General features: G+C 74.0%; 26 protein-coding genes and 1 pseudogene. 13 read left to right on the top strand and 14 right to left on the bottom strand.

The annotated features are described in order from the left end of the window. Positions 1-103: 103 nt before the first annotated feature. The 3 genes from IE94_RS0118260 to IE94_RS0118250 all read left to right on the top strand — a co-directional run bounded on the left by IE94_RS0118260 (position 104) and on the right by IE94_RS0118250 (position 1,435). Positions 104-367 carry a DUF5133 domain-containing protein gene (locus IE94_RS0118260; protein ID WP_030185384.1) on the top strand — a complete coding sequence of 88 codons (264 nt, stop codon included), beginning with the start codon at positions 104-106 and terminating at the stop codon, positions 365-367. Positions 368-619: 252 nt separating this feature from the next. Beyond that, the gene (locus IE94_RS0118255) at positions 620-1,111 is read left to right on the top strand and encodes a membrane protein (RefSeq protein ID WP_030185382.1); all 492 of its coding nucleotides are present in this window, start codon (positions 620-622) and stop codon (positions 1,109-1,111) included. A gap of 108 nt (positions 1,112-1,219) precedes the next feature. Further along, positions 1,220-1,435: a hypothetical protein gene (locus tag IE94_RS0118250; RefSeq protein ID WP_030185381.1), complete on the top strand. Its 216-nt coding sequence runs from the start codon at positions 1,220-1,222 to the stop codon at positions 1,433-1,435. Between the two features lie 15 nt (positions 1,436-1,450). On the opposite strand, the gene tgmB is transcribed toward IE94_RS0118250, so the two are convergent. The 3 genes from tgmB to IE94_RS0118235 all read right to left on the bottom strand — a co-directional run bounded on the left by tgmB (position 1,451) and on the right by IE94_RS0118235 (position 3,064). Continuing rightward, positions 1,451-2,437: an ATP-grasp ribosomal peptide maturase gene (gene tgmB, locus IE94_RS0118245; protein WP_030185379.1), complete on the bottom strand. Its 987-nt coding sequence runs from the start codon at positions 2,435-2,437 to the stop codon at positions 1,451-1,453. A 16-nt stretch (positions 2,438-2,453) separates the two neighbouring features. Then, positions 2,454-2,645 (bottom strand): putative ATP-grasp-modified RiPP, encoded by a 192-nt coding sequence (gene tgmA / locus IE94_RS0118240; protein WP_003978169.1) that lies wholly within the window; start codon positions 2,643-2,645, stop codon positions 2,454-2,456. A 119-nt stretch (positions 2,646-2,764) separates the two neighbouring features. Continuing rightward, positions 2,765-3,064, bottom strand: coding sequence for a DUF1232 domain-containing protein (locus tag IE94_RS0118235; protein WP_030185373.1), 300 nt, complete (start codon positions 3,062-3,064; stop codon positions 2,765-2,767). Positions 3,065-3,267: 203 nt separating this feature from the next. Here IE94_RS0118235 and IE94_RS35780 point away from each other — a divergent pair, with 203 nt between their 5' ends. Next, the gene (locus IE94_RS35780) at positions 3,268-4,695 is read left to right on the top strand and encodes a hypothetical protein (RefSeq protein WP_106977903.1); all 1,428 of its coding nucleotides are present in this window, start codon (positions 3,268-3,270) and stop codon (positions 4,693-4,695) included. 67 nt (positions 4,696-4,762) lie between these two features. On the opposite strand, the gene IE94_RS0118220 is transcribed toward IE94_RS35780, so the two are convergent. The 4 genes from IE94_RS0118220 to IE94_RS0118205 form a co-directional block, all read right to left on the bottom strand. Next, positions 4,763-6,892, bottom strand: coding sequence for a xanthine dehydrogenase family protein molybdopterin-binding subunit (locus tag IE94_RS0118220; RefSeq protein WP_037922936.1), 2,130 nt, complete (start codon positions 6,890-6,892; stop codon positions 4,763-4,765). Between the two features lie 28 nt (positions 6,893-6,920). Continuing rightward, entirely contained in the window at positions 6,921-7,913 is a 993-nt protein-coding gene (locus IE94_RS0118215; RefSeq protein WP_030185367.1) for an FAD binding domain-containing protein, read from the bottom strand. Further along, the gene (locus IE94_RS0118210; protein WP_030185365.1) at positions 7,910-8,473 is read right to left on the bottom strand and encodes a 2Fe-2S iron-sulfur cluster-binding protein; all 564 of its coding nucleotides are present in this window, start codon (positions 8,471-8,473) and stop codon (positions 7,910-7,912) included. Before IE94_RS0118210 ends, IE94_RS0118215 begins: the two co-directional genes overlap by 4 nt. Before the next feature lie 668 nt (positions 8,474-9,141). Further along, a complete protein-coding gene (locus IE94_RS0118205) occupies positions 9,142-10,299 on the bottom strand; it encodes a hypothetical protein (RefSeq protein WP_106977901.1) in 1,158 nt (385 codons plus the stop codon). Between the two features lie 194 nt (positions 10,300-10,493). Here IE94_RS0118205 and IE94_RS0118200 point away from each other — a divergent pair, with 194 nt between their 5' ends. Continuing rightward, positions 10,494-11,288: an SDR family NAD(P)-dependent oxidoreductase gene (locus tag IE94_RS0118200; protein ID WP_030185355.1), complete on the top strand. Its 795-nt coding sequence runs from the start codon at positions 10,494-10,496 to the stop codon at positions 11,286-11,288. 30 nt (positions 11,289-11,318) lie between these two features. On the opposite strand, the gene IE94_RS0118195 is transcribed toward IE94_RS0118200, so the two are convergent. Next, positions 11,319-12,419: a YihY/virulence factor BrkB family protein gene (locus tag IE94_RS0118195; RefSeq protein ID WP_037922975.1), complete on the bottom strand. Its 1,101-nt coding sequence runs from the start codon at positions 12,417-12,419 to the stop codon at positions 11,319-11,321. Positions 12,420-12,612: 193 nt separating this feature from the next. Here IE94_RS0118195 and IE94_RS0118190 point away from each other — a divergent pair, with 193 nt between their 5' ends. From IE94_RS0118190 to IE94_RS0118175, 4 genes are read left to right on the top strand one after another with little or no spacing between them, the layout of a single operon-like run. After that, positions 12,613-13,008 carry a hypothetical protein gene (locus IE94_RS0118190; protein ID WP_030185351.1) on the top strand — a complete coding sequence of 132 codons (396 nt, stop codon included), beginning with the start codon at positions 12,613-12,615 and terminating at the stop codon, positions 13,006-13,008. After that, entirely contained in the window at positions 13,005-13,790 is a 786-nt protein-coding gene (locus tag IE94_RS0118185) for a hypothetical protein (RefSeq protein ID WP_030185348.1), read from the top strand. The genes IE94_RS0118190 and IE94_RS0118185 overlap by 4 nt, the downstream gene beginning before the upstream one ends. 38 nt (positions 13,791-13,828) lie before the next feature. Continuing rightward, positions 13,829-14,353, top strand: coding sequence for a roadblock/LC7 domain-containing protein (locus IE94_RS0118180; protein WP_030185346.1), 525 nt, complete (start codon positions 13,829-13,831; stop codon positions 14,351-14,353). A 41-nt stretch (positions 14,354-14,394) separates the two neighbouring features. Then, positions 14,395-14,769, top strand: a complete 375-nt coding sequence (locus IE94_RS0118175) for a roadblock/LC7 domain-containing protein (RefSeq protein WP_030185344.1) — start codon at positions 14,395-14,397, stop codon at positions 14,767-14,769. 90 nt (positions 14,770-14,859) lie between these two features. Here IE94_RS0118175 and IE94_RS0118170 read toward each other — a convergent pair whose 3' ends face one another. Next, positions 14,860-16,224, bottom strand: coding sequence for an FAD-dependent oxidoreductase (locus tag IE94_RS0118170; RefSeq protein WP_030185342.1), 1,365 nt, complete (start codon positions 16,222-16,224; stop codon positions 14,860-14,862). A 240-nt stretch (positions 16,225-16,464) separates the two neighbouring features. On the opposite strand from IE94_RS0118170, the gene IE94_RS0118165 reads away from it, so the two are divergent. Next, positions 16,465-17,934, top strand: a complete 1,470-nt coding sequence (locus IE94_RS0118165) for an MFS transporter (RefSeq protein ID WP_030185340.1) — start codon at positions 16,465-16,467, stop codon at positions 17,932-17,934. 31 nt (positions 17,935-17,965) lie between these two features. Here the strand turns inward: IE94_RS0118165 and IE94_RS39305 are convergent, their stop codons facing one another. Continuing rightward, a complete protein-coding gene (locus tag IE94_RS39305) occupies positions 17,966-18,112 on the bottom strand; it encodes a hypothetical protein (protein ID WP_167343967.1) in 147 nt (48 codons plus the stop codon). Positions 18,113-18,276: 164 nt separating this feature from the next. Here IE94_RS39305 and IE94_RS35775 point away from each other — a divergent pair, with 164 nt between their 5' ends. Next, a complete protein-coding gene (locus IE94_RS35775; protein WP_037922932.1) occupies positions 18,277-18,450 on the top strand; it encodes a CsbD family protein in 174 nt (57 codons plus the stop codon). Between the two features lie 113 nt (positions 18,451-18,563). Here IE94_RS35775 and csnA read toward each other — a convergent pair whose 3' ends face one another. From csnA to IE94_RS0118140, 3 genes and pseudogenes are all read right to left on the bottom strand, one after another. Then, positions 18,564-19,406 carry a chitosanase CsnA gene (gene csnA / locus IE94_RS0118150; protein WP_030185337.1) on the bottom strand — a complete coding sequence of 281 codons (843 nt, stop codon included), beginning with the start codon at positions 19,404-19,406 and terminating at the stop codon, positions 18,564-18,566. 149 nt (positions 19,407-19,555) lie between these two features. Then, the gene (locus IE94_RS0118145) at positions 19,556-22,303 is read right to left on the bottom strand and encodes a SpoIIE family protein phosphatase (RefSeq protein ID WP_209441075.1); all 2,748 of its coding nucleotides are present in this window, start codon (positions 22,301-22,303) and stop codon (positions 19,556-19,558) included. 121 nt (positions 22,304-22,424) lie between these two features. After that, positions 22,425-22,784 (bottom strand): annotated as a pseudogene (locus IE94_RS0118140) (SpoIIE family protein phosphatase); the annotation flags it as partial. A 417-nt stretch (positions 22,785-23,201) separates the two neighbouring features. On the opposite strand from IE94_RS0118140, the gene IE94_RS0118135 reads away from it, so the two are divergent. Then, positions 23,202-23,630: an ATP-binding protein gene (locus IE94_RS0118135; RefSeq protein WP_030185322.1), complete on the top strand. Its 429-nt coding sequence runs from the start codon at positions 23,202-23,204 to the stop codon at positions 23,628-23,630. A gap of 8 nt (positions 23,631-23,638) precedes the next feature. Here IE94_RS0118135 and IE94_RS0118130 read toward each other — a convergent pair whose 3' ends face one another. Beyond that, a complete protein-coding gene (locus tag IE94_RS0118130; protein WP_030185320.1) occupies positions 23,639-24,004 on the bottom strand; it encodes an STAS domain-containing protein in 366 nt (121 codons plus the stop codon). A 175-nt stretch (positions 24,005-24,179) separates the two neighbouring features. Between IE94_RS0118130 and IE94_RS0118125 the strand changes: the two genes are divergently transcribed. Further along, positions 24,180-24,458 (top strand): hypothetical protein, encoded by a 279-nt coding sequence (locus IE94_RS0118125; protein ID WP_030185318.1) that lies wholly within the window; start codon positions 24,180-24,182, stop codon positions 24,456-24,458. Positions 24,459-24,475 lie beyond the last annotated feature (17 nt).

Below are 24,475 nucleotides of genomic sequence, written 5' to 3'. Positions count from 1 at the left end.
GCGGAAGCGGCGAATTCCCGTCAACCGGGAGCAGAGAGGTACAGGAGGTGATTGCTTCCGCCGGGTCCGGGCATACGAAGCGCAATCGAGAGAGGGGCGCTTCGTGCTTGAACCGGACCCGAAGGTCGTCAGGGAGTTGCTGACGCGGTACGCGTCGCTGAGGATCGCCCACGCCGAGCGGCAGCGGCCGGCGACGGCGCGGGAGCTGGCGGACGTCAGCTACACACTGTGCGTGATGATGGCGACGACCGGCGTCCACGACGCGGTGGCGAAGGCGGACGCGCTGCTGCTCGCCAAGGGAGGGACGGCGCCGCAGGCGCCCCCGGCGGAAGCCAACGGGGAGAGCGGCCTGTCCCTGGCCGTGTGACGGCCCCGGTCCGCGCCGCAGGACCTGCCAGCCCCTGGCACCGCCCGCCCGGCGCAGCGCGTCGAGGACGCGGCCGGAGGGCGAGCCGTGCTCCTCGGAGTGACCGGGTGGAGTGGGCCGGCCCCTGGTGGAGGCGCTGGCGGGATTCCGTTGGAAGCTGTCGTTTCCGCCGCTGTGCCGGCGCCCGTCGGCTTCCTACCGTGGGTCCCGATCACCGCATCGACCGACCCTGCCTCCCGGGAGCCCCGACCGATGAGCACGTTTCTGCTGTCCCTCCACGTCCTGGCGGCGATCCTCGCCGTCGGACCCGTCACCGTCGCGGCCAGCATGTTCCCGGCGGCCGTCCGCCGGGTGCCGGTGTCCGCGTCCGCCGGGGCCGGGGCAGGGGGCGCGGCGGACGCCGGGGACGTGCGGACGGTCCGGCTGCTGCACCGCGTCTGCCGGGTCTACGCCGGTCTCGGCATCGCGGTGCCGGTCCTCGGCCTCGCCACCGCCGCCTCGATGGGGGTCCTGTCGGATGCCTGGCTGATCACGTCCGTCACCCTCACCGCCGTCGCCGCCGGGCTCCTGGCCGCCTTCGTCCTGCCGGCCCAGGAGGAGCTGCTCGACCAACTGGCCGACGGACAGCCCGTCGAACGGGCCCGCACGGCCCGGCTCGCCCTGTTCACCGGCCTGTTCAACCTGCTGTGGGCCGCCGTGACCGTCCTCATGATCGTCCGGCCCGGCTCCACGACCGGGGCCTGAGCCGCCGTTCACATCCTGGCGGAATGCGCACCACCGCGTGAACGGGCGCCTAGACTGCTCAGTCGCGCCTCCGTACGGGGGCGGACGACACGAAAGGCACGTTGACGGGTGTTCCAGGATTCCCCCATCTACGACCGACTCGTCGCCGAACGCGGTGACGTCCCCGAGCAGGTGCGGCGGGACGCCGAGCGTGTGAGCAGGGAACTGGAGGTGGTCATGCGCCCCTTGCGCACCCCCGGGCACCTGCCGGGCGTCGAGCGCCGGCCCTCCCCGGGCGCCGGCTGGCAGCGCACCGCCCTGCTGCCCGGCCCGCGCCCGCACTGACGGGAGCACCCAACCTCACCCGGCCGCCGCCGTGTCCGGGCCGCCCGCCTCCACCGCGTCCGCGGCGCCTGGCCGGGCCAGCCACTCGGCGATGGTGCGGGCGATCGGCTGGCCCGTCTCCACCTCGACGAAGCCGAACTGCCCGGATTGGTTGCACTCGAGGAACCACCAGGTACCGTCGCCGTCCTCGGCGAAGTCGAGCGCGCCGTAGGCCAGTCCGGCCGCCCGGAGGTAGGCGCGCACCTGCTCGGCGACGCGCGGCGGCACCTCGGCAGGCCGCCACGGCTCGCCCGACGCCGTGAAGCGGACGTCCACCTCGTCGGGGTCCAGGCTCGCGAGCGCCGTCTTGCGGGCGGCCAGCAACTCCTCGCCGACGGCGGTCAGCCGGATGTCGGCACGCTTGGCGACCCGGCGTTGCAACAGGGTCGGACCGTGCGCGACGGCGGAGAAGTCGGCCTCGGGCGACACCCTGCTGGTCGGCACCGCCAGGGGCGGATCCTGCGGATGGGCGCCCGAGACGGGCTTGACCACCAGATCCGGGTACCGCTCGGCGAACTCGCGGGCCGCCCGGGGGAACGTCGTGATCAGCGTCGCCGGCACGGGCAGGCCGCACCGCTGGGCGAGACGCAGCTGCCAGGGCTTGTACCTGGCCCGGTGCGCGGCGTCGGGCTGGTTCATCCAGCGGGCCCCCGAGCCGCGCAGCATGCCGTACAGCGCCTGACCGGCCTCCTCGGTCAGCCACGCGGACGGCTCGGCGGCGCGCGTGGCCGCGCCGCCCGGCCTGCGCACCCAGACGGACCGCAGCCCGCCGATGCTCACCAGGCGGCCCCCCGAGGACAGATGGCCCCTGAAGGAGCCGTGCACGAACTCGCCGGACAGGGCCACGGAGTCGGTGAGGTCGGCGGGGTCCAGGCGGACCACCGGTACTCCCGAAGCGTTCAGGTGCACCACCACCATGTCAGCGGTGACGTCCTCTTCACTGGTCAGGATCAACACGGTCATTCTCGGCGACCCGTGTTCAGTCGTCGAAGTGGGTCTTCGACCCCGCGGTGGAGGTCGTGGTCCCCAGTTCTCTCAGCAGCGCGTGGTCGCAGGCGGCCACCCGCCCGTCGAGGAGCACGTTCAACTGCAGCCCGGAGTCATAGACGTACGGAGTGGTGGCTTCCAACTCCACTGCGGGCCGTGCGTAGTTGAGCGCGAACGGTTGCATCGTCTCTCCCTAGTCGGTGCTGCGCCGATCAGACGACGATCCCTGTGCACCGTCACCTGGTCCGCCGACTTCCTTCGGCTTCCAGAGACTTATACGAATCGAACGGGTGAATGGTTTCCTTACGCTGCGTAATCGCCGGGCGGGAGCGTGCCCCGCCGCCCGTCCGCGGACCCGCGCGCGGAGCGCAGGGCCAGGAGCAGTACGCCGATGTCGTCCAGGTAGACCGGATCGGGCAGGAGGTCGGTCGGGAGCACCAGGTAGAGGACGGCGCCCCAGAAGACCCAGCGCGGGCCCGTGGGCAGTCCGGCCCGCCTGAGGTCCCGCCGGGTGCGGACCAGCCGCACCAGGACGGCGAGCGCCGCCGCGAGGACGAGCGCCGCGAGCAGCACCGCCACGACGATCACAGTGGTCGTATCCACGGTCCCCTCCTTCGGCGCGCGGTACGCGCCTCCCTACCCGGATGCCCGCTCCCGGTGGCGGCAAGACTCGGTGAGGGGGTCTCTCATCCCTGTGGCCCACCGGAGTGGCACGAGGTGGTGGAGGTGCTTAGTAATGGCAGCACACAGCGCGAGTCGCATGTCGGGGACGCAGGGCGGCCGCACCCCCACCACACGGAGAGATCATGACCACCGGCTCTTCATCACCCCGCTCGCCCGAGTACGCCATATCCGCAGTGGATCTGCCCACCGGCGAGACGACCACGACCACCGGCACGGCGCGACCACCGGGCGCGGAACCCGCGGCCAGGACTTCCGCCGGCCGGCCCTCGCCCGAGCAGGAGGGAGACCTCTGGGACGTCGACTTCGACGATGCCGACCTCCCCGAGCTCGACCCCGACCCCCACCTCCCCGCCCCCGACGCGGAGACCGCCCCCTACCCGCGGGACGACCTGGACGCCGGCACCGCCGACGGTGCGGCGAACGCCTACGGCGACCCCGTCGGCGACCTGGTGCGCGCCGCCGTCGCCGACCGGCCGCTGGACGAGGTCGTCGAGCTGATCACGACGCTGGAGGGGTCACCGCGCTACGCGCAGGCCACGGTCGACGCGCTCCGCGCGGTCGGCGTGAACCGGTCCGTCGAGGACGTCACCCGGCTGGTCGGCCTGCTGACCCGGCCGCCACGACCGTCCGACAGCGCGGACGAGGCCATCCGGGCCGCGGCGGAGTGCCGCTCCGTGGAGGACGTGACCCGGCTGATGGCACTGCTGCACCGCACGCCCCTGGAGCCGCGCTGCGGGCAGGAGGCCGTGCGCGCCGCCGCCACCGGCCGGCCCGTGGAGGAGCTGGTCGAACTGATCGGCCGGCTCGCCGAGGACGGACACGTACGCGCGGAGCGGCCCGATGCCCGGCGGTCGCGGTCGGCCCGGGACGGGGCCGGCGAACTCGACCCGGGCGAGCCCGCGGCCCGGTCGACAGCAGTCGACGGCGCTTCGGCCGGGGCGGACCGCCCCGGCCGGGAACGCCGCAGGCCGCCCCGGCCGTTCCGCTTGGGACGCGACCGCGACGCGTCCCGCGCCGCGCGCGACCGTGCGGAACCCCGTGCGGCGCGCCGCACGGAGTCCCGTGCCCCGCACGACCGCGACCAGGCCCGTGCGGCACGCGAGCGCGCGGCCCGGCGGGCCGCCCGCGGTCCGGCCTGGCCGGCCTGGCTCACCGTCGCGGTCCTCGCCGGATGCGGCGTGGCCTACTTCCCGCTGCACCGCGGCGACGCCTCCGCACCGGCCTACGGCGTGGCACTCGGCCTGTCGGCGCTCTGCCTGGTGCTCGCCCTGCTGCTGACCGTGCGTCCTGCCGTACCGCTGCTCGCCGCCGCGGTCGTGGGACCGGCGGCGCTGGCCGCGGCCAAGCTCTACGGCAGCGCCACCCCCTCGGCACGGGTGTCCCCGGTCACGGACCTCACGCTGGCACCGCTCTGGATCGCGGTCGCGGTGGCCGTGGCCGCCTCGCTCGTGGCGCTGACGGCGCTGTGCGTGCGCGTGGCCGTACCGGCCTCCGCGCGGCGCAGGCCGACCCGTTCCGTGACCGTGTCGAGCCGCACCGCCGCGGACTGACCGCCCGCTGCCCGACAGCACGTGGTCCGCGCCGGAAGGTGAACCGGCGCGGACCACGCCTGTGCCGTCAGGCGCCCAGCATGCCCGCGGGATGCTCGTGCGAGAGCAGGGCGGTGAGCACCCGGTCCGGGGTGAGCGGCAGTTCGCGGAAGCGGATGCCGGTGGCGTGGTGGACCGCGTTGCCCACCGCCGCCGCCGAGCCCACGATCCCGATCTCGCCGATCCCCTTGCTGCCCATGGGGTTGAGGTGGTCGTCCTCCTCGTCGATCCAGTGCGCCTCGACGTCCGCGACGTCCGCGTGCGCGGGCACGTGGTAGGAGGCCAGGTCGCGCTCGACGAAGTCGCCGAACACCGGGTCCACCGTGCTGTCCTCGGTCAATGCCATGCCCAGGCCCATCGTCATGCCCCCGATGAACTGGGAGCGGGCGGTGCGCGCGTTGAGGATGTGCCCCGCGGCGAAGACGCCCAGCAGCCGGGTCACCCGCACCTCGCCGGAGACGGTGTCCACGGCCACCTCGGCGAAATGGGCGCCGAACGCGTGCCGGGCGAAGGGACTTTCGGCGTCCACCGTCCCCGAGGTGTCGGCCTCGGCCGTGACCCCCTCGTCCGGCAGCGGTCCCGAGTGCTCCGCCAGCAGGCCGGTCAGCCGGACGCACGCCTGGTGCACGGCGGACCCCCAGGACGCGGTGCCCGAGGAACCACCGGCCATCGGGGCGAACCCGATGCCGCTGTCGGCGACCTCCACCCGCACCCGGTCCAGCCGGGCGCCGAGCGCGTCGGCCGCGATCTGCGCGAGCACCGTCCGGGCACCCGTGCCGATGTCGGTGGCGTTGACCCGCACCAGGAACCCGCCGTCGGGCAGGGCCCGCGCCGAGGCGACGCACGGGGAGACCAGCACCGGGTAGGTGGCCGAGGCCACCCCGCTGCCGATCAGCAGGGGACCGGCCTCGTGCGAGCGGGGCCGGGGATCACGGCTCTCCCATCCGAAGCGCCGGGCGCCCTCGCGCAGACACTCCACCAGGTGCCTGCTGCTGAAGGGCCGTCCGCTGTCCGGCTCGCGCTCCGGCTCGTTGCGGATCCTCAGCTCCACCGGGTCGACGCCGAGTCCGGCGGCCAGTTCGTCCATCGCGGACTCCAGGGCGTACATGCCGGGGCACTCGCCGGGGGCGCGCATCCAGGAGGGCGTGGGCACGTCCAGCGCCGCCACCCGATGAGCGGTGCGCAGGGCGGGAGCGGCGTACATGACCCGGGCGGGGACCGCCGCCTGCTCCACGAACTCCTTCACCCGCGAGGTGTGTGTCGTCACCTCGTGCACGAGCGACGTGAGCCGTCCGCCCCGGTCCGCGCCGAGGCGCAGCCGGTGCAGGGTCGGCGCGCGGTGCCCGACGACGGCGGGCAGGCAGCGGCGCGGCAGCGCGAGGGTCACCGGTCGCCCGGTCTCGCGCGCCGCCATCGCGGCCAGCACCACCTCGGGACGCGGTGTGCCCTTCGATCCGAACCCGCCGCCCACGTGCTCGGCGCGCACCGTGATCCGGTCCTCGGGCAGTGCGAACAGGCGCGCCAGTTCCTTCCGCACCGCCGTGGTGCCCTGGCTGGAGCAGTGCACGGCCAGCCGGTCGCCGTCCCAGTGGGCCGTGCTGGCGTGCGGCTCCATCGGGTGGTTGTGCAGCGGCGGCACCCGGTACTCGACGTCCAGCCGCGTCGCCGAGGAGGCGAGGGCGCCGTCCGGGTCGCCCTGCTCGGTGACGGCCGGGAAGCCGCCGTTGGCCGACTCGGGGACGTACGCCCCGGAGTGCGAGGCGGTGAGCGTCACGTCGTGCGGCTCGGTGTCGTAGGTGATCCGGACGGCGGCGGCTCCGGCGCGGGCCGCCTCCAGCGTCTCGGCCACCACCACGCCCACGAACCAGCCCCGGTGCGGTACGCGCGGGTCCTGGAGCACGGCCAGCGTCGGGTCGTCCGGGACGCCGAGCCGGGGCGCGTTCTCGTGCGTGAGCACCGCGAGCACGCCGGGCAGCGCGAGCGCGGACGCGGTGTCGACGCCCGTCACCCGGCCCCGGACGACCGTCGCCGGCACGGGCCAGGCATGGGCCCTTCCCGGCGCCGGGAACTCGGCGGCGTACCGGGCGGTGCCGGTGACCTTCTCCCGCCCCTCCCGGCGCTCGACGGGCGCGCCCAGGACGGCATCGGTGGCGGTCATGGAGTCCTCCTCGTGGACGCCTCGGTCGTCAGGTCGTGGCCGGCGGGGCGAGCCGGCCCAGTACGTCCAGGGCCAGCCGGCGGGCCAGCGGCACCTTGTAGGCGTTGTCCCGCAGCGGTTCGGCCGCGGCCAGCTCCAGGTCGACGGCGTGTTCGAACGCCGCCGTCGTGGGCGCCGCGCCCAGCAGCGCGTCCTCGGCCCGCCGGGCCCGCCAGGGCCGGTGCGCCAGCGCGCCGAAGGCGATCCCGGCCCGCTCCACCACCCCGTCCGCGAGGTGCAGCACGACGGCGACCGAGGCCAGCGCGAAGGCGTACGACGCCCGGTCGCGGGCCTTGCGGTACGCCGAGGGCAGCCCGGCCGTGGCCGCGGGCAGGACCACACCGGTGATCAGCTCGCCGGGGTGGATCTCCGTGTCCCGCTCCGGGTGCAGCCCGGGGAGCCGGTGGAAGTCGGCGGCGGGCACGCTGCGGGTGCCCTCGGGGCCGTGCAGCTCCACGCGCGCGTCGAGGGCGGCCAGCGCGACCGCCATGTCCGAGGGATGGGTGGCGATGCACTGGTCGGAGTGGCCGAGCACCGCATGGTCGCGGTGCACGCCCTCCAGCGCGCCGCAGCCGCTGCCGGGCTCCCGCTTGTTGCAGGGCTTGGACACGTCCTGGAAGTAGGGGCAGCGGGTGCGCTGCAGCAGGTTGCCGCCGGTGGTGGCGGCGTTGCGCAACTGCCCGGAGGCCCCGGCCAGCAGTGCCTGGGACAGCGCGGGATACCGGTCGCGCACCGCGGGGTGGGCCGCGAGGTCGCTGTTGCGCACCATCGCCCCGGCCCGCAGTCCGCCGTCCGGCAGTTCCGCCACGGTGTCCAGTGGCAGCCGGGTGACGTCGACGAGCGCGACGGGCGCCTCCACGCCGAGCTTCATCAGGTCGACGAGGTTGGTGCCGCCCCCGAGGTACCGGGCGCCGGGGTGGGCCGCGAAGGCCTCGGTGGCCTCCTCGACGCTGTCCGCGCGTACGTAGGCGAAGGGCTTCACGGGATCACGTCCTCGACCGCGTCGGCGATGCGCGGATAGGCGCCGCACCGGCACAGGTTGCCGCTCAGCCGCTCCCGGATCTCGTCCCGGTCCAGCGTCACGGGCTCGCCGGAGGGCGCCGCGGGGTCGGTGACGTGGGACGGGTGCCCGGCGGCGGCCTCGGCGAGCGCGCCGACCGCGGAGCAGATCTGGCCCGGGGTGCAGTAGCCGCACTGGAAGGCGTCCCGGTCCAGGAAGGCGCGCTGCACCGGGTGGAGCTCCTCGCCGTCCCCGGCGAGACCCTCGACGGTGGTGATCTCACAGCCGTCCAGGGCGACCGCGAACAGCAGGCAGCTGTTGACGCGCCGCCCGTCGACCAGGACGGTGCAGGCGCCGCACTGCCCGTGGTCGCAGCCCTTCTTGGCACCCGCGAGTTCGAGGTCCTCCCGCAGGAGGTCCAGCAGGACCCGGCGGTGGTCGACGGTGAGGGTGTGCGGTGTGCCGTTGACGCGGAGCGTGGTCCGGGAACGGGAGGACTCCGGTGGGCGGGAAGCGGGGGCGCTGTCGTGCTGGCTGTCCATGGCGTCGATGACCTTCCGGGACGGGCCGTGCTCGTGGTGCCGTCCGCGTATCCACCACGCGCCGGATGACACGTGAGGATGCCCTCACCCGGCGCAGCTCCACACCGGCCTCGCCCCGGCGGTGTGCCCGAGCGGCGACAGGCCGGTTGTGCGGCCCGGCGGGCTCGTGGTCGGGCGGTTGGCGGGCAGTCGTCCGGTCGGGGCGCGGTCCGCGGGGTTGTGGTCGTGGGCCCCAGGTTGTCCGCCGGGCGGAGGCTGGTGTGTGTCCGGCAGTGTCCGGCGTCCGACGGTCGCCGGGCCCGGCGCGCATCGGGGGCCCCGGGTTGGATGTCGACCGAGGTGCCGACCCGGCCGAGGCGCCCTGCACCGGCCCCGCTACGGGGGCGGCGTGGCAGGGCGGTGTACCCGAGGGGCGGTAGAAGCCCGTTGTGCGGTCCGGGGGCTCGTGGTCGGACGGTTGGCCGGGCAGTCGTGCTGCCGGGCGCGGTCCGACGGAGTCGCGGGTGGGGCCGCGGGGTGCCCCGCCGGGCGGAGCGGCCCTCACCCGTGGTGTCCCGCAGGGCCCGGCGTCCGACGGCCGCCCGGACCTCGGCGCGCGTCGGGGAGCCCCGGGTCGGATGTCGACCGGGTTGCCGGACCGGCCGGTGGGCCGGTGGGATCCGGGGGCGTCAGTCGTCGTTCGCCGGGGGCGTGGGAGGCTCCGGCGAGTCGCGGGGGGCGGGGCGTGCGGAGCCCCTGAACCGCTCCAGGGTGCGGGTCAGGCTCCGCAGGGGGGACGACGGGGGCGTCTGGGACGGGGCCGGTCCGGACGGTGCCGCCCCGGCGGACTCCCGGTACACGGCGAGGGCCTCGGCCGCGCGTTCCGCCGCCTCGCGATACAGGTCGCGGGACTGGGTCATGGCCTCCAGCGCCTCGGCGTACATCTTCACCAGCCTGCGCTCGCGCTCCAGTTCCTCCTGAAGCGTCAGCAGCCGCCAGTCCTCCCGCAGCGAGCCGAGGGCCGCCACCGCGTCCTCGGTCAGCGGCCTGGGCAGCGCGGCGAACGACGTCACCGCCGCGATCAGCGCGGTGGGCTCGGAGCCGTCCAGGAACACGGTGCGCACGGAGAAGTCACCGGCGGCGTAGTCGGCCGGGGCCGGGGTGCCGGGCAGCACCACCGCGCCGCCGCGCGGCACCTGGACGCCGAAGTCCTCCAGGGCCCAGTTCACCACCCGCAACTGCTGCGGCGCGGCACGGTGCTCGACCACCCGGTGCCGCAGGCCGGGCGGCAGCCACTGCGCCAGCGGCACCCGGCCCCGATGGTCCGGGGTCATCGCCTCGTGCACGACGACGTGGATGTTCCACGGGCTGCGCCCGGCCTCCTTGAGCAGCCGGCGCACCGCCTTGTCGTCGTCGGGCAGCGTGTTGATGCCCCGCAGCCGCAGCCCCGTGGCGGCGTCCCGGTCCCAGGTGACGTCCGGGTCGTCGGGCCAGTACACGGTGGCGGGGGAGGGCCAGGCGAGGTCCCAGGCGTCCTCGGCCTCCGCGAGCAGCGTCCAGTCCTGGCCGCCTGCGGAGCCGGGCTCCAGGATCAGTCTGGCCCGCACGGTGACGGCCCCGGGGGCCTTCCAGCGGGCCTCGAAGATCCGGGGGCCGGGGACCCCGGCGGGCGGGCCCTCGGCCGCCGGTTCGTCGGGCGGCTCCAGGAAGTCGTCGATGACGTGGTCGTCCTTGAGCCGCCGCAGCCGGAGCAGGACGGTGTCCTCGGCCGCGGAGCCGACATGGCGGCCGCGAGCGGCCCACAGCGTGGGCGGATGCGTGGGGCGGGCGGTGGGAGAGGTCGGCATGGGTCCATCGGGCAGCAGGGGCACGGACGTAGGCAAGTATCGTCGCCGCAGGTCAGCCGAGAGCATCGGGGGTCCGCCGACCGGGCGTGCCGCGGCGCGGCCCACGGTGCGGCCGGCCGTGGCCCGGGTGCGTCGTGAGCGAGGGTGGGCAGGAGCAACCCGACCGACCGTACGGCACGAGAAGGAGCGACCTGATGAACCTCGACCTCGGCGGACGCACCGCACTGGTGACGGGCTCCTCGCAGGGCATCGGGGCGGCGATCGCCGCCGGGCTGGCGCGGGCCGGTGCCACCGTGGGCGTCAACGGGCGCGACGCCGGCCGCCTGGAGGAGAGCGTGGCGAAGCTGCGCGCCGAGGTGCCGGACGGCGCGTTCGTGCCGGTCGCGGCCGACCTCGGCAGCGAGGAGGGTGCCGAGCGGGCCCTGGAGACGCTGCCCGAGGTGGACATCCTCGTGAACAACCTCGGCGTCTTCGGGGCCGCGCCGGCGCTGGAGATCAGCGACGCCGAGTGGCGCCGCTACTTCGAGATCAACGTCCTCGCGGGCGTCAGGCTGACGCGCGCCCATCTCCCCCGGATGAGGGAACGCGGCTGGGGCCGGGTGCTGTACATCGCGAGTGACTCGGCCGTCGTGATCCCCGCCGAGATGATCCACTACGGGGTGTCCAAGACGGCCCTGCTCGGAGTCGGCCGCGGCTTCGCCAAGGAGGCCGCCGGCAGCGGCGTCACGGTGAACTGCGTGATCGCCGGCCCCACCCACACCGAGGGCGTCGAGGACTTCGTGTACCAGCTGGTCGACCGCGACCTCCCCTGGGACGAGGCACAGCGCGTCTTCATGCGTGAACACCGCCCGCAGTCCCTGCTCCAGCGGCTGATCGAGCCGGAGGAGATCGCCAACCTGGTGGTGTACCTCAGCTCCCCGCTCGCCTCGGCCACCACGGGTGCGGCCGTCCGGGTCGACGGCGGCTACGTCGACTCGATCCTGCCGTAGCGCCCACGGCCCGCCGTCGCACCCACGGTCTCACTCGTCCTCGTCCTCGTCCGCGGCCTCGGCCGCGCGCCGCCGGTCCGCCTCGTTCCAGGCCCGGGTGTCGCGCGGTTCGACGTACGGTTCGTCGTCGGGCGGGAAACCGGCGTCGATGACCCGCTGCCGCGCCAGCTCCGCGTCGAACTCCAGGCCGAGCAGAATGGCCAGGTTCGTGACCCACAGCCACACGAGGAAGATGATGACGCCGGCCAGGGTGCCGTAGGTCTTGTTGTACGAGCCGAAGTTGGCCACGTAGAAGGCGAACCCGACGGAGGCGAGCAGCCAGATCAGCAGCGCGAGCAGGCTGCCCGGAGAGATCCACCTGAATCCCTTGACCCGGGCGTTCGGCGCGGCCCAGTACAGGATCGCGATCATGAAGGTGACGAGCAGGACCAGCACCGGCCACTTGGCGAACGACCACACCGTCAGGGCGGTGTCGCCCACGCCGAGCGCCGTGCCCGCCTGCCGGGCCAGGCTTCCGGTGAACACCACGATGAGCGCGCTGACCACGGCGAGCACGAGCAGCACCACGGTCAGCGCCACCCGCAGCGGCAGCACCTTCCACACCGGGCGCCCCTCGGGCACGTCGTAGACCGCGTTGGCGGCGCGGACGAACGCGGCCACGTAGCCGGACGCCGACCACAGCGCACCGGCCAGACCGACCACCGCCAGTACGGAGCCCAGGCCCGCCTTGGCCTGCAGTTGCTGCACGGCGTTCGTGATCACGTCCCGCGCGGAACCCGGCGCGAACTTCCGTACGTTGTCCAGGACCTCCTGGGTGGCGGACTCCCCGGCGATGCCGAGCAGTGAGACCAGCACCAGCAGGGCCGGGAACAGCGACAGGATGCCGTAGTAGGTCAGGGCGGCGGCGCGGTCGGTCAGCTCGTCGTCCTTGAACTCGTGGAGCACACGCCGCGACAGCGCGGACCACGAACGTCCGGGCAGTTCGGTGGGGGAGTCGGGGGCGGCGTCCTCGGTGGCGGCGTCGGGACCGTAGTCCTCGGCCGTCTTCTCGTCGTCCGTTCCCTCGGCCGGTCCGTCCGCCGGGGCGTCCTTCGGGTGCTTCCCCCTGCGGGGGAGGTGGAGTCGGGCCATGCCCCCCGGGTTGCCCGTCCGGGCGTGCGTACGCTTCTTCGCCCGGCGGGCCCCGAAGCGGCCGAACACGGCAGTATGCCCGAGCGCGCGCACGTTCCTCTGGAAAATGCCAAAGCGCTCACCGGATGCGTGCACTTTCCGTAGTGTCGTCGTCACGTTCGAGGTGCAGCCGTGCAGGGGGAGGGGATCCGGCGTGCCCGGAATCGACGAGAGTCTGCTGGAAGCCATGCGACTGCCCGGCGCGCGCGGCGCGTGTCTGGTCGACTGGATCAGCGGGCTCGCGCTCGGCGCCGTCGGCGAGGCGCCGGGCGGCGACTGGGAGGCGACCGCCGCCGAGACGGCGGAGCTGGGCCGGCACGTCGCGGAGAGCGGCTCCCTGGCGGCGGGCGGCATCGCGGAGGCGGGGAAGGAACCCCCGGTGGAGGACCTGATCGCCACCACCGGCGACGCCTACCACCTGCTCAGGTTCGTCAGCACCCCGTTCGACAGCACCGTCTTCCTCCACCTGTGGCTGGGCCGCGACGAGGGGAACCTCGCCCTGGCCCGCATCCGGCTGGCCGAGCTGGCGGACCGGCTGGTGCTCGGATGACCCGGGTGACGACCACCTGGACCAGGCACGGGACGACGTCGGAGGCGCTCGGTGCCCTCGCGGCCGAAGGGGCGACCGGTGCCCTGTCGGGCGAGCGGGGCATCGTCTACCTCTCGGCGGGCCGCGTCGTGCACGTGGAGTCGGCCTTCACGCCCGATCTCGGGGCGCTGCTCACCCGCAGCGGCGCGGTCCCCCCGGACGGCTGGTGGGACGCGGTCGACCGGGGCGGCGCCCAGCACCGGGTGGGCCACCGGCTCGTGGACAGCGGCCGGCTCACCGCGGGCGCGCTGGAGGTCTGCCACCTCGGCGCCCTGTTCGACGCCGCCTACTTCGTCCTGACCCACGACACACGCGCCCAGCGCTTCCGGTCCGGCGCGGTGCACTGGCTCGGAGCGGTCCGCTCCGTCCCGGTGGAGGTCGTCGTGCGCGAGTCCGGGCGCCGGCGCGCCCTGCTGGACCGGATCTGGCCCGACCCCGCCATCGACACCCTGCCCCTGGCCCGGGTGCCGGGCACGGACACCGCCGAGCTGCCCGTGCGGCGCGGCCGCACCCTGACCCAGGTCGACGGGGTGCGGACCGCCGCGGAGATCGCGTCGGCGCTCGCCTGCCGCACCTACCACACCCTGGTCGAACTGCGGCGTCTGGCCGCCGACGGCCTCGTCCGTGCCGAGCCACCCACCGCGCCGCCCCTTCCCCCCGGCCCCGAACCCCGGGCGGTCGTGTGGGACGACCCCGACACGGCCCTGCTGCGACGGCTTCGAGACGCCTTGGAGGCCCTGTGATCCGCGCGCGCCGCCGGCGCGACGAAAGGAGACTGCTGATGGCCGTCGAGAGCGACGTCCTGGACGAACTGCACCGACTGCGCAACCGCGTGCCCCAGCTGACCGGGTCGCTCGCGGCCACCGTGGACGGACTCGTCCTGGCCCACGACGCGCCGGGCACCGAACCCGAGGGCCTCGCCGCGCTCACCGCGGCCGCGCTCGGCGTCGCGCACCGCACGGCCGAGGCCACCGCGCGCGGCGGCTTCCGCGAGCTGCTGCTGCGCGGGAGCGACGGCTACGTCGCCACGTACGCCGCCGGTCCGGCCGCCGTGCTCACCCTGCTGGCCGACGGCCGGGTCAACGTGGGCCGGCTGCACCTGGAGGGCCGGCGCAGCGGCGCGCGGATCGGGGAGCTGGTCGCCGCCGGGATCGGGACGGAACGGGGCCGCGCCCCGGCCGCCGAGCACGGTGCCGTGCTCCCCGCCCAGTCGGCCCGCCCCATCGGCACCCTGCCGGTGCGCACCCCCCAGCGGCCCGCACACCAGCCCACCCCCGAGGCCGGCGGTCACCACCGGCCGACCTGAACCACCCCTCGCACACCGATCACGTCCGGAAAGGGAACACCATGGCCAACCTGGAGACCTCGCTCAAGGAATGCCTCAGCTCCATCGACGGAGCGACCGCCGTCGCCCTGGTCGACTACACCAGCGGAATGGCGCTCGGCACCCTGGGCGGGGGCAAGGACTTCAACCTCGAGGTCGCCGCCGCCGGCAACACCGACGTCGTACGGTCCAAACTGCGCACGATGGAACACCTCGGCCTGAAGGAGGAGATCGAGGACATCCTGATCACCCTGAGCAGCCAGTACCACATGATCCGCCTGCTCAAGGGGCGCGGCGGCAACGGACTGTTCCTCTACCTGGTGCTGGACGCGGGCCGCGCCAACCTGGCCATGGCCCGCCACCAGCTGCGCCGCATCGAGGGCGAACTGGAGGTCTGAGCCCGGCCACTCGTTCGCCCGCCGCGGACCCGGCGGACACGCCCGGCGCCGGAGCCCCGCCAGGAGGCCGTCGGCGCCGGGCGTCCGGGCTCAGGCGCCGCTCTCGCGGAGCATGTCCTCGCGCTCGACGTACTTCACGCGCTCACGCCCCTGCGGTTCGCCCTGCGCCTTCTCCGCGGCGTCGAGCCTGTACCAGCCGTCCCAGGTGGTGAAGCGGACGTTGCGCTCGGCGAGGAAGGCGTCCACGGCCTCGGGCGCGGGTGCGGTGGGCGTCTGGAGACGGCCGCCCGCGTAGTCGTCCAGCAGGTTGGCCACCGTTTCGTTGGCGTCGCCCTTGGTGTGGCCGATCAGACCGATCGGCCCGCGCCGGATCCAGCCGGTGACGTACGTCGACCGCAGGTGCTCGCCGGACTCCTGGACGACCCGGCCACCCACGTCCGGGACCGTGCCCGTGTCGAGGTCCCAGGGCAGCTTGGGCAGCTGGTCGGAGAGGTAGCCGACGGCCCGGTAGACCGCCTGGACGTCCCAGTCCTTGAACTCGCCGGTGCCCTTCACGTTGCCCGTGCCGTCCAGCTCGGTGCGCTCGGTCCTGAGACCGACGACCTTGCCGTCCTCGCCGAGGATCTCCGCGGGCGACTCGAAGAAGTGCAGGTACAGCTTGTGCGGGCGGTCGCCGACGTCGCGGATCGCCCAGTTCTCCAGGGTCTTGGCGACCATGTCGGCCTGCTTGTTGCCGCGCCGGGTGGCGATCGAGCCCTCGTCGTAGTCGATGTCCTCGGGGTCGACGATCACCTCGATGTTGGGTGAGTGGTCGAGCTCGCGCAGCTCCATCGGGCTGAACTTCGCCTGCGCCGGGCCGCGGCGACCGAAGACGTGGACCTCCAGCGCCTTGTTGGCCTTCAGGCCCTCGTACACGTTCGGCGGGATCTCGGTGGGCAGCAGCTCGTCCGCGGTCTTGGCGAGGACGCGGGCGATGTCCAGGGCGACGTTGCCGACGCCGAGGACGGCGACCTTCTCGGCCTCCAGCGGCCAGGTGCGCGGGAAGTCCGGGTGGCCGTCGTACCAGGCGACGAAGTCGGCCGCGCCGTAGGAGCCGTCGAGGTCGATCCCCGGGAGGGAAAGAGCCCGGTCCGCGGTGGCGCCGGTGGCGAAGATCACACCGTCGTAGAAGGCGCGCAGATCGTCCAGGCTGATGTCGGTGGGGTAGTTGACGTTGCCGAAGAGGCGGATCTGCGGCTTGTCGAGCACCTGGTGCAGGGCCGTGATGATGCCCTTGATCCGCGGGTGGTCGGGGGCGACGCCGTACCGGATGAGTCCGAACGGGGCGGGCATGCGCTCGAAGATGTCGATGGAAACACCGGGGTCGGCGGCCACTTCGGACTTGAGCAGGGCGTCGGCCGCGTAGATGCCGGCCGGGCCGGATCCGACGATGGCTACCCGCAGAGGGCGGGGCATGTTCAGGTTCCCTTCGAGCGGTGACAGATCGACTCTCCGGGAAGCCTAAGCTAAGGCAAGCCTAAGTCGGTACGCGGGTCCGGTCTATGAGGTCATAAGGACATCTTATGGGATCTCATGGTTCAGGTTTGGGCTCCGGTGGGCGTACCGTCCGGGCGCGGGTTTGAAGCCCTGGTCACGGGTGACGCAGGCGTGGGGACACAGCGGTGCGTCCCGTGCCGCCTCACGAGGGGAGCCCGTGTGCAGCGTCCGGACGACAGCCTGGACCCCAACCGTTGGCGCGCCCTGTGGGTGACCCTGGTCGCCGGCTTCATGACCCTGCTGGACGTCACGATCGTCGCCGTGGCCCTGCCCTCCATGCAACAGGGACTGCGCACCTCGCCGGCGTCCGTGCAGTGGGTCGTCTCCGGGTACGCGCTCGCGTTCGCCCTGACCCTGGTGACCGCGGGACGGATCGGCGACGCGTTCGGCAGGCGCCGCGTCTTCCTCGCCGCCCTGGCCGCCTTCGTGCTGTGCAGCGCCGCCGCGGGAGCCGCGCCCGGCATCGAACTGCTGGTGGCGGCCCGGCTCGCCCAGGGAGTCGCCGCGGGCAGTATCGCGCCGCAGAACTCGGCACTGATCCAGCAGTTGTTCCGGGGCGCGGAACGCGGGCGCGCCTTCGGGTTGTTCGGCGCGACCGTGGGGGTCTCCAGCGCCGTGGGACCCGTGGTCGGCGGTCTGATCCTGGCCCTGGCGGGGCCCGAGGGCTGGCGGTGGATCTTCTACGTGAACGTGCCGGTGGGCCTGCTCGCGCTGCTCCTCGGCTTCCGCCTGCTGCCCCGGGCGGCGCCCGGCGGCCGGGGGCGGCTCGACCCCGTCGGCGTGGCGCTCCTCGGCGCGGGCATCCTGGCGCTGATGCTGCCGCTGGTCCTCGCCGAGGGCGGCGGCCTGACCAAGGTGTGGTGGCTGTTCCCGGCGGGGGCACTGGTCCTCGCCGCCTTCGTGCGCTGGGAGCGCCGGGTCGCCCGGCGGGGCGGCCAGCCGCTCCTGGAGCCGGGACTGTTCACCGAGACCCGCGGCTACGCCACCGGCGCGGCCCTGGCCGCCCTGTACTTCGTGGGGTTCAGCGGCGTGTGGCTGGTCTTCGCGCTGTTCTTCCAGAACGGCCTGGGCTACTCACCGCTCATGTCCGGCCTGGCGGTGACCCCGTTCGCCGTGGGCTCGGCCGTCGCCGCCGCCGTGGCGGGCCGGCTGGTGGAGCGGCTGGGGCGGCTGCTGACCGTGTGGGGACTGGTCGCCGTCATGGTGGGTCTGGGCACGACCGCGCTGCTGCTCTGGCTCGCGCCCCCCGGCCCGGCCGCCTGGCTCGCCGCCCCCGCCCTGCTGCTCGGCGGGCTCGGCAGCGGCTGCGTGATCTCCCCGAACATCACCATGACGCTGCGCGACGTGCCGGTGCGGATGGCGGGCGCCGCCGGAGGAGCCCTGCAGACGGGCCAGCGGCTGGGCGGCGCCGTGGGCACCGCCGCGCTGCCGGGGCTCTTCTACCTGACGCTGAACGCCACCCACGAGGACTACCACGAGGCCGTGGGCCTGTCGGTGGGCACCGGCGTCGCCGCCATGCTGTGCGCGCTGACCGTCGCGGTCCGCGACTGGCGCCGGGACCGTCCCGGCGGCGACCAAAACTGCCCGCCGGAGTCGTCCCACAGCCACACCCACGCCGGTCAGAACTGACCGCCCGGCCGACTGCCGCGCGCCAGGGCGCTCAGCGGCGCTTGCCGAACCTGCGCAGCATCTCCTGGGCCTGCGCGCGGCGGCGCGGGTCCGACGCCGCCCGGCGTACCTGTTCGGTCGCCCGGCGCCCCTGCGGGCTGCGCGCGAACTGCTTGATCCGGTCCAGTACTCCGGCCATGACGTTCCTCCGAGTCGACGTGACGTTCCGTCCTGCTGTCCTGCCGCTGCGCGTACCCCGGGGCCCGCCGGACACCCCTGCCGGGCGTTCGCACGTTTGGACCCGCCGTACCGGGCGACCCGCAGGCCAGGACATCGCACACGAGCGCCGAGAGGTGAACCACTGTGGCCGGCAAGGAGAAGTCCAGGTCCAAGATGGAACAGGCCAAGGGGAAGGCCAAGGAAGCGGCCGGCCGGGCCGTCGGCAACGAGAGGATGACGGCCGAGGGCCGCGCCGAGCAGTCCAAGGGCGACGCCCGGCAGGCCAAGGAGAAGGGCAAGGACGTGTTCCGGCACTGACGCCGGAACACGCGACCGGCGGCACACGGGCCGCGGAACCGGCGTACGGCCGGTTCCGCGGCCCGTGTCCTGCCCGGACGCCCCCGGTGCGAGCTTCGGGGCCGGGGCGCGGGTCAGCCGATGTGGTAGGCGTCCCCGTACACGTGCCAGTCCAGCGGCGGTTCGAGGTCGAGGTTGCCCTCGTTCAGGAAGACGCGCTGCGCCGTGTCGACCCGGGTGGTGTCGCTGTGCGCCTCCTCCTGCTTCATCGTCCACACGCGCGCGTCCAGAAAGGCGTGCAGGTAGGCGACCTCGTCGCCCCCCTGGGCGGGCGGCCGGGCCTGACCGAGGGCGCGCTCGCGGATACTGCTGAAGCCGAGGGCCCAGCCGTCGCCGTGCATCACCATCGCGTCGTAGTACGCGAACTGCCCGAGCGTGCGCAGCCCGTCCTCCTTGCCGCGCCGCACGGCCGGGTCGAAGTACACCCGGTCCCGCTCGTCGTCCTGCGCCCGGCGGAACTCCGGGTCCTCGTCGGCGGCCCGGCGCCAGTCGCCCGGGAAGCCGGGGTCGAGGCCCTCGTGCGAGTCGGAGCCGTCCACCCGGCGCAGCGCCGGCAGATAGGGCGCGAGCACGTTTCCGGGACTGCGCTCGGCGTACAGCTCCACCAGGTCGAGCATGTCACCGGTGCCGGAGCAGAAGCCGATGATGCCCGCCGTGTAGCCGCGGCCGTCACCGATGTCCTGGATGTACCGGTACTGCGCCTTCCAGTCGAGCGAGGAGTTCTCCGCGCTCGACACCAGTTGCATGGCGATCTCCTTCTTCGCCGGGTCGTCGAGACCCGTCGCGCGCGCGGGTGCCGCCGCGGCGCGCGAGGGGGTGAGCAGGGGGACTGTCGCCAGGGACGCGCATGCCATGGCGAGCACGGTACGGCGCGAGGGGCCTGCGGGGCGCGCCGGGTCGCGGAAGGGGTGCCTCACGGAATCTCCAGGTGTGGGGGAGTGGGGGTGTGGGGGGAACGGGAGTGCCGGGCACTGATAGGAAAGTTTCCTACCAGAAGAGGCGCGTGCTGGACACCCGTCGTGCACGAAACTGGTACGGAACGAGGGCGACGGGGCGCCCTGCCCCGTCAGGGCACCGGCTGCTCCGCCCAGATGACCTTGCCGGCCGGCGTGTAGCGGGTGCCCCAGCGCTCCGCGAGCTGGGCGACCAGGAAGAGGCCGCGTCCGCCCTCGTCCGTCATGGCGGCGTAGCGCAGGTGGGGTGAGGTGCTGCTGCTGTCGAACACCTCGCAGATCAGGGTGCGGTCGCGCACCATCCGGACGTGGACGGTCTCGCCGCCGTACCGGATCGCGTTGGTGACCAGCTCGCTCAGGATCAGCTCCGTGGTGAACGCCAGCTCGTCCAGGCCCCACTCGTCCAGCCGCCGGGTGACCTGGGAGCGGATCTCGCCGACCGCCGCCGGATCGTTCGGGACGTCCCACTCGGCCACCTGGTCCGGGCCGAGCACCCGGGTGCGGGCCACCAGCAGGGCGATGTCGTCGCCCGGCCGGTCCGGGAGCCGCGCGTCCAGGACGGTCCGGCAGGTCTCCTCGGGCGTCTCGCCGGCCGTCTCCAGGGCCCGGCGCAACTGTTCCAGACCGACGTCGATGTCGTGCGCGCGGTCCTCGACCAGCCCGTCGGTGTACAGCACCAGCCGGCTGCCCTCCGCCAGGTGCAGTTCCGTCATCTCGAACGGGAGGCCGCCCAGGCCCAGCGGGGGCCCCGCGGGCACCTCCGGGAACTCCACGGTGCCGTCCGGCCGGATCAGGGCCGGTGGCGGATGACCCGCCCGGGCGATCACACAGGAACCGGCGACGGGGTCGTAGATCGCGTAGAGGCAGGTCGCACCGGTCACCGGGGCGGTGCTGTCGTCGGCCGCCTCGTCCTGGTCGATCCGTCCGACCAGCTCGTCCAGCAGCCCGAGCAGCTCGTCGGGCGGCAGGTCGAGGGCGGTGAAATTGTGCACCGCCGTCCGCAGCCGGCCCATGGTGGCCGCGGCGTGCAGCCCGTGCCCGACGACGTCGCCGACCACGAGCGCGACCCGGTCCCCGGACAGCGGCAGCACGTCGAACCAGTCCCCGCCGACCCCCGCCTGCGCGGGCAGGTAGCGGTAGGCGACGTCCAGCGCGTTCTGCTCGGGCAGCCGGCGCGGCAGCAGACTGCGCTGGAGGGTCACCGCCATGCTGTGCTCGCGGGTGTAGCGGCGGGCGTTGTCGATGGAGACCGCGGCCCGCGCGACCAGTTCCTCGCCGAGCGCCAGCTCGTCCTCGTCGAACGGCTCGGGCTTGACCGAACGCCAGAAGCTCACCACGCCGAGCACCAGCGTCCCCGCGCGCAGCGGAACGGTGATCAGCGAGTGGACCCCGTACTCGACCACCTGGGCGGAACGCTCCGGGTCCTGCGCCTGCCACCCCCGGGCCTCGCCGAGGCGGGGCTCCAGGACGGCCCGGCCGGTCCGCAGGGAGCCCCCCTGCGGGGACGAGTCCACGTAGCGGATCTGCCGGCCCACCGGGTAGAGCGGGACGTCCTCGGTGACGCCGCGCAGGGCGGCGCGGCGCAGCGGTGTCACCCCGCCGGGCTGGCCGCCCGCCAGTACGGTGTCGAACAGGTCGACGGTGACGTAGTCCGCGAACCGGGGGACGGCCAGCTCGCCCAGCTCCTCCGCCGTGCGGGTGACGTCCAGGCTGGTCCCGATGCCCACGCCGGCCGCGTAGAGGATGTCCAGGCGCTCCCGGGCGGTCTCGGCCCGGCCGGACAGGGCCCGCAGCTCGGTGGAGTCGCGCAGCGTCGCGACGCTTCCGGCCGGGCCACCCCGTACGTCCGTGGGGCGCTGGTTGATGGCCAGCAGCCGGTCCTTGACCAGGTGCACCTCGTCGGTGGCGGACTGGCCCGAGGCCAGCAGCTCCGCCAGGTCGGACGGCAGCCCGAGCGCGCCGACGTGCCGGCCCTCGGCGTCGGCGGGCAGCGTGAGCAGCCGCCGCGCCTCGTCGTTGGCGAGCAGCAGCCTGCCCTCGCCGCCGACGATGAGCACGCCCTCGCGCACGCTGTGCAGCACGGCGTCGTGGTGTTCGTACATCCGGGTCATCTCGTGCGGCCCCAGGCCGTGCGTCTGCCGCAGCAGCCGACGGCTCACCAGGGCCGTGCCCCCGGTCGCCAGGGCTAGACCGGCCGCCGCCGCGCCCAGCATCAGGGGCAGCTGGCGGTCGGCGACACCGCCCACGTTCTTGGTCGTGATGCCCGCCGAGACCAGCCCCACCACCCTGCCGTCGGGATCCTCGACGGGCACGATGGCCTGGACCAGCGGTCCGATGGTCCCCTCGATCTCCTCGGTCACCGTCTTCCCGGCCAGCGCGGGGGCGGTGTTCCCGACGAACTTCTTGCCGATGCGGTCCGGCTTGGGATGGGTGTAGCGGATGCCCTCGGGGTTGGTGACCACCACGAAGTCCACGTGCGTGGCCTTGCGCACCGCCTCGGCACGGGGCTGAAGCACCGCTGTGGGGTCGGGACTGCGCAGCGCCTGGAGGATGCCGGGGGAGTTGGCGAACGTCTCGGCCACGGAGACGGACCGGTTGCGGGCCTCCACCGTGCTGTCGCGCCGCACCTGCAGCACCAGGGCGACCGCCGCGGCCACCACCAGCAGCAGCACGATGACCACGTTCATCACGAAGACCTGGCCGGCCACACTGCGCCCGGACAGCGCCGAGCGCAGCGCCGGGGCAGGCCGCCTCGCGCCCCCTCCCCGCCGTGACCGGTCGGCGTCCTGCCGGTGTCGGGCGTGCGGGCCGCCGGGACGACGGGGTGACCGTTCTCCCGATCGACCCATCAGTCGGACCATGTGCCCATGTCTACACTGCCGGGCCCGGAGAGGCGAGGGGCACCCCCCGTGACGGGTGGGTCCGCCGGACGGGGGACACGGGCGCGGGAACCGCGGGCTCCCGACCCGGGCACCGTCGCGCTCACCGGGGGCCGGCCGGGCCGGAGCGGCGGGTGGCGAGCAGCAGCGCGATGTCGTCGGGACGGTCCGTGGTGTGGCGGGCGGCCACGACGATCCGGTCCGCGACGCCCGCGAGCGAACGGCTCCCCGGACGCGCGGCGGGCGCACCGGCCCCGGCCAGCGCGAGGCGCAGGGCGGTGATCCCCTCGTCGATGTCGGTGCCGGGCCGCTCCACGGGACCGTCGGTGTACAGGGCGAGGACGGCGCCGGGTTCGACCGCGAACTCGGTCAGCGGACAGGGCGCCCCGGGGGCCACCCCGAGCACCACCCCGCCGGGCAGGTCGAGCGTCTCGGTGCGTCCGTCCGGGTGGCGCAGCAACGGCCCCACCTCGTCCGTGCGCCGCCGCGCGGGCGACACAGCGAGAATGCGTCACCGCCCCCGGGTCGCGCACGCGGTCGGGCCGCACAGGTGAGCATGACCCGGTGGTGACGGGGCGTTGACCCGACGGTCCGGAGCCCGTCATCCCCTCCACGGCATGAGGAAATACGACCGACATCTTCGACCGCCCAGGTGGAGCCGGGCGGCCCGTGCCCTTCCGGACGGCCCCCGCGCACCGATTCGAGATATCGGTCGGCACCTGCACCGCCTCCTGGTCCGGTCGGCTCGGTCCGTTCAAAAACCGGCGCGTCCGGCGGAAGTTGGGGCAAAGGGTTCGTGGGAAGCGTCCTGATGCGTATCGTGAGAACCGGGCACCTTCGCTCCCTCCACTCGGCTCCGGACCGGACGGTGAGGCTCGGTATGACTCCGGCGCACGGACCCGACACCGGCGATGCCTCCCTCGTGTCCGCGGCCGTCGAGTTCGGGGGCGGACCGGCGATGATCCCCGCCTCCAGGGACGTCGTGCACGGCTTCGTCGCGCGGCTCGCCGAGCGGGGCCTGGACCTGACGGACGCCTTCCTGGACGCCGCCCGGCTGGTCGCGACCGAGCTGGTGACGAACGCGCTGCGGCACGCCCCCGGCCCCTGCCGGCTGGAGCTGACCCTGGTGGGCGACCGGGTGGAGTTCGCGGTGTCGGACACGGGGGACGCCTTCCCCACCTTCCTTCCCCGCGACCCCCTGCGGGTCGGCGGGCACGGGCTGGAGATCGTGACGCGCCTGTGCGGCGAGGTCATCACCAAGCCGCACGCGAGCGGGAAGACGGTGTACGCGCGCCTTCCCCTGGTCTGACCCTCCGCTCAGGCGGTCAGGGCCTGCTCCACGCTCGGGTAGCACGGGATGAGCGCGTCGACGCCCACCAGCCGCAGCACGCGTTCGACGGCCTCGCGCGGTGCGGCGAGCCGGAACCAGACGCCGCGTGACTCGGCGGCCCGGTGCGCGGAGATGAGGACGTTGATGCCGCTGGAGTCGAGGAATCCCACCTCGCCGAAGTCCACGACGGTGCCCGGCGCCGACTCCACCGACGACAACAGAACCTCGTGCAACTGACCACTGCCGTCGAGATCGACCTCTCCGGCGAGGCTCACGAGGCTGACGCCGCCGCCCGTGGTGGTACGGGTGATCAGCAGCCGCTCCGGTACCGCCGCTCCCTCGATCTCCGCCACGCTGTCCTCGTCTCTCGTGTGCGCCGCATATGCCCCGACCGCCGTCGGTGGCTTGATGTTAAGGCTCTTCGCGGCCCGCGTGGCCCACTTGGGCGGACCGGAACACATCGGCCGGACGGGCCGTCGCTTGCTCGACGCGCGCGACGGCGTTCCTCTGACTACGGTCGGAGGTGTGGTGGCACACACATTCGAGGAGCTCGTGCACAAGCGCCGCGCGGCGGACCTGGCCCAGCACCGGGTCGAGGAGCTGCGCGACTCGTACGGGCCTCCCACGCAGCATCAGTGGACCCCGCGGCAGTCGGACACGTACGAGACCGCCGTGCGGGCCTGGCGCGACCTGGACCGGGACGCGCGGACCGCGGTGGCCGAGTACGTCAAGGAGGGAGGCCAGTCCCGGCACAGGATCGAGGCGAAGCTCCGCAGGGCCGTCCAGGAGGACGACCGCGACGCCTGACGGGGAGGGGCCGGCCC

Origin of the sequence: Streptomyces violaceorubidus, assembly GCF_000717995.1 — a bacterium.
Classification (GTDB): Bacteria; Actinomycetota; Actinomycetes; order Streptomycetales; family Streptomycetaceae; genus Streptomyces; species Streptomyces violaceorubidus.
This window is presented reverse-complemented; position numbering and strand designations above follow the sequence as displayed.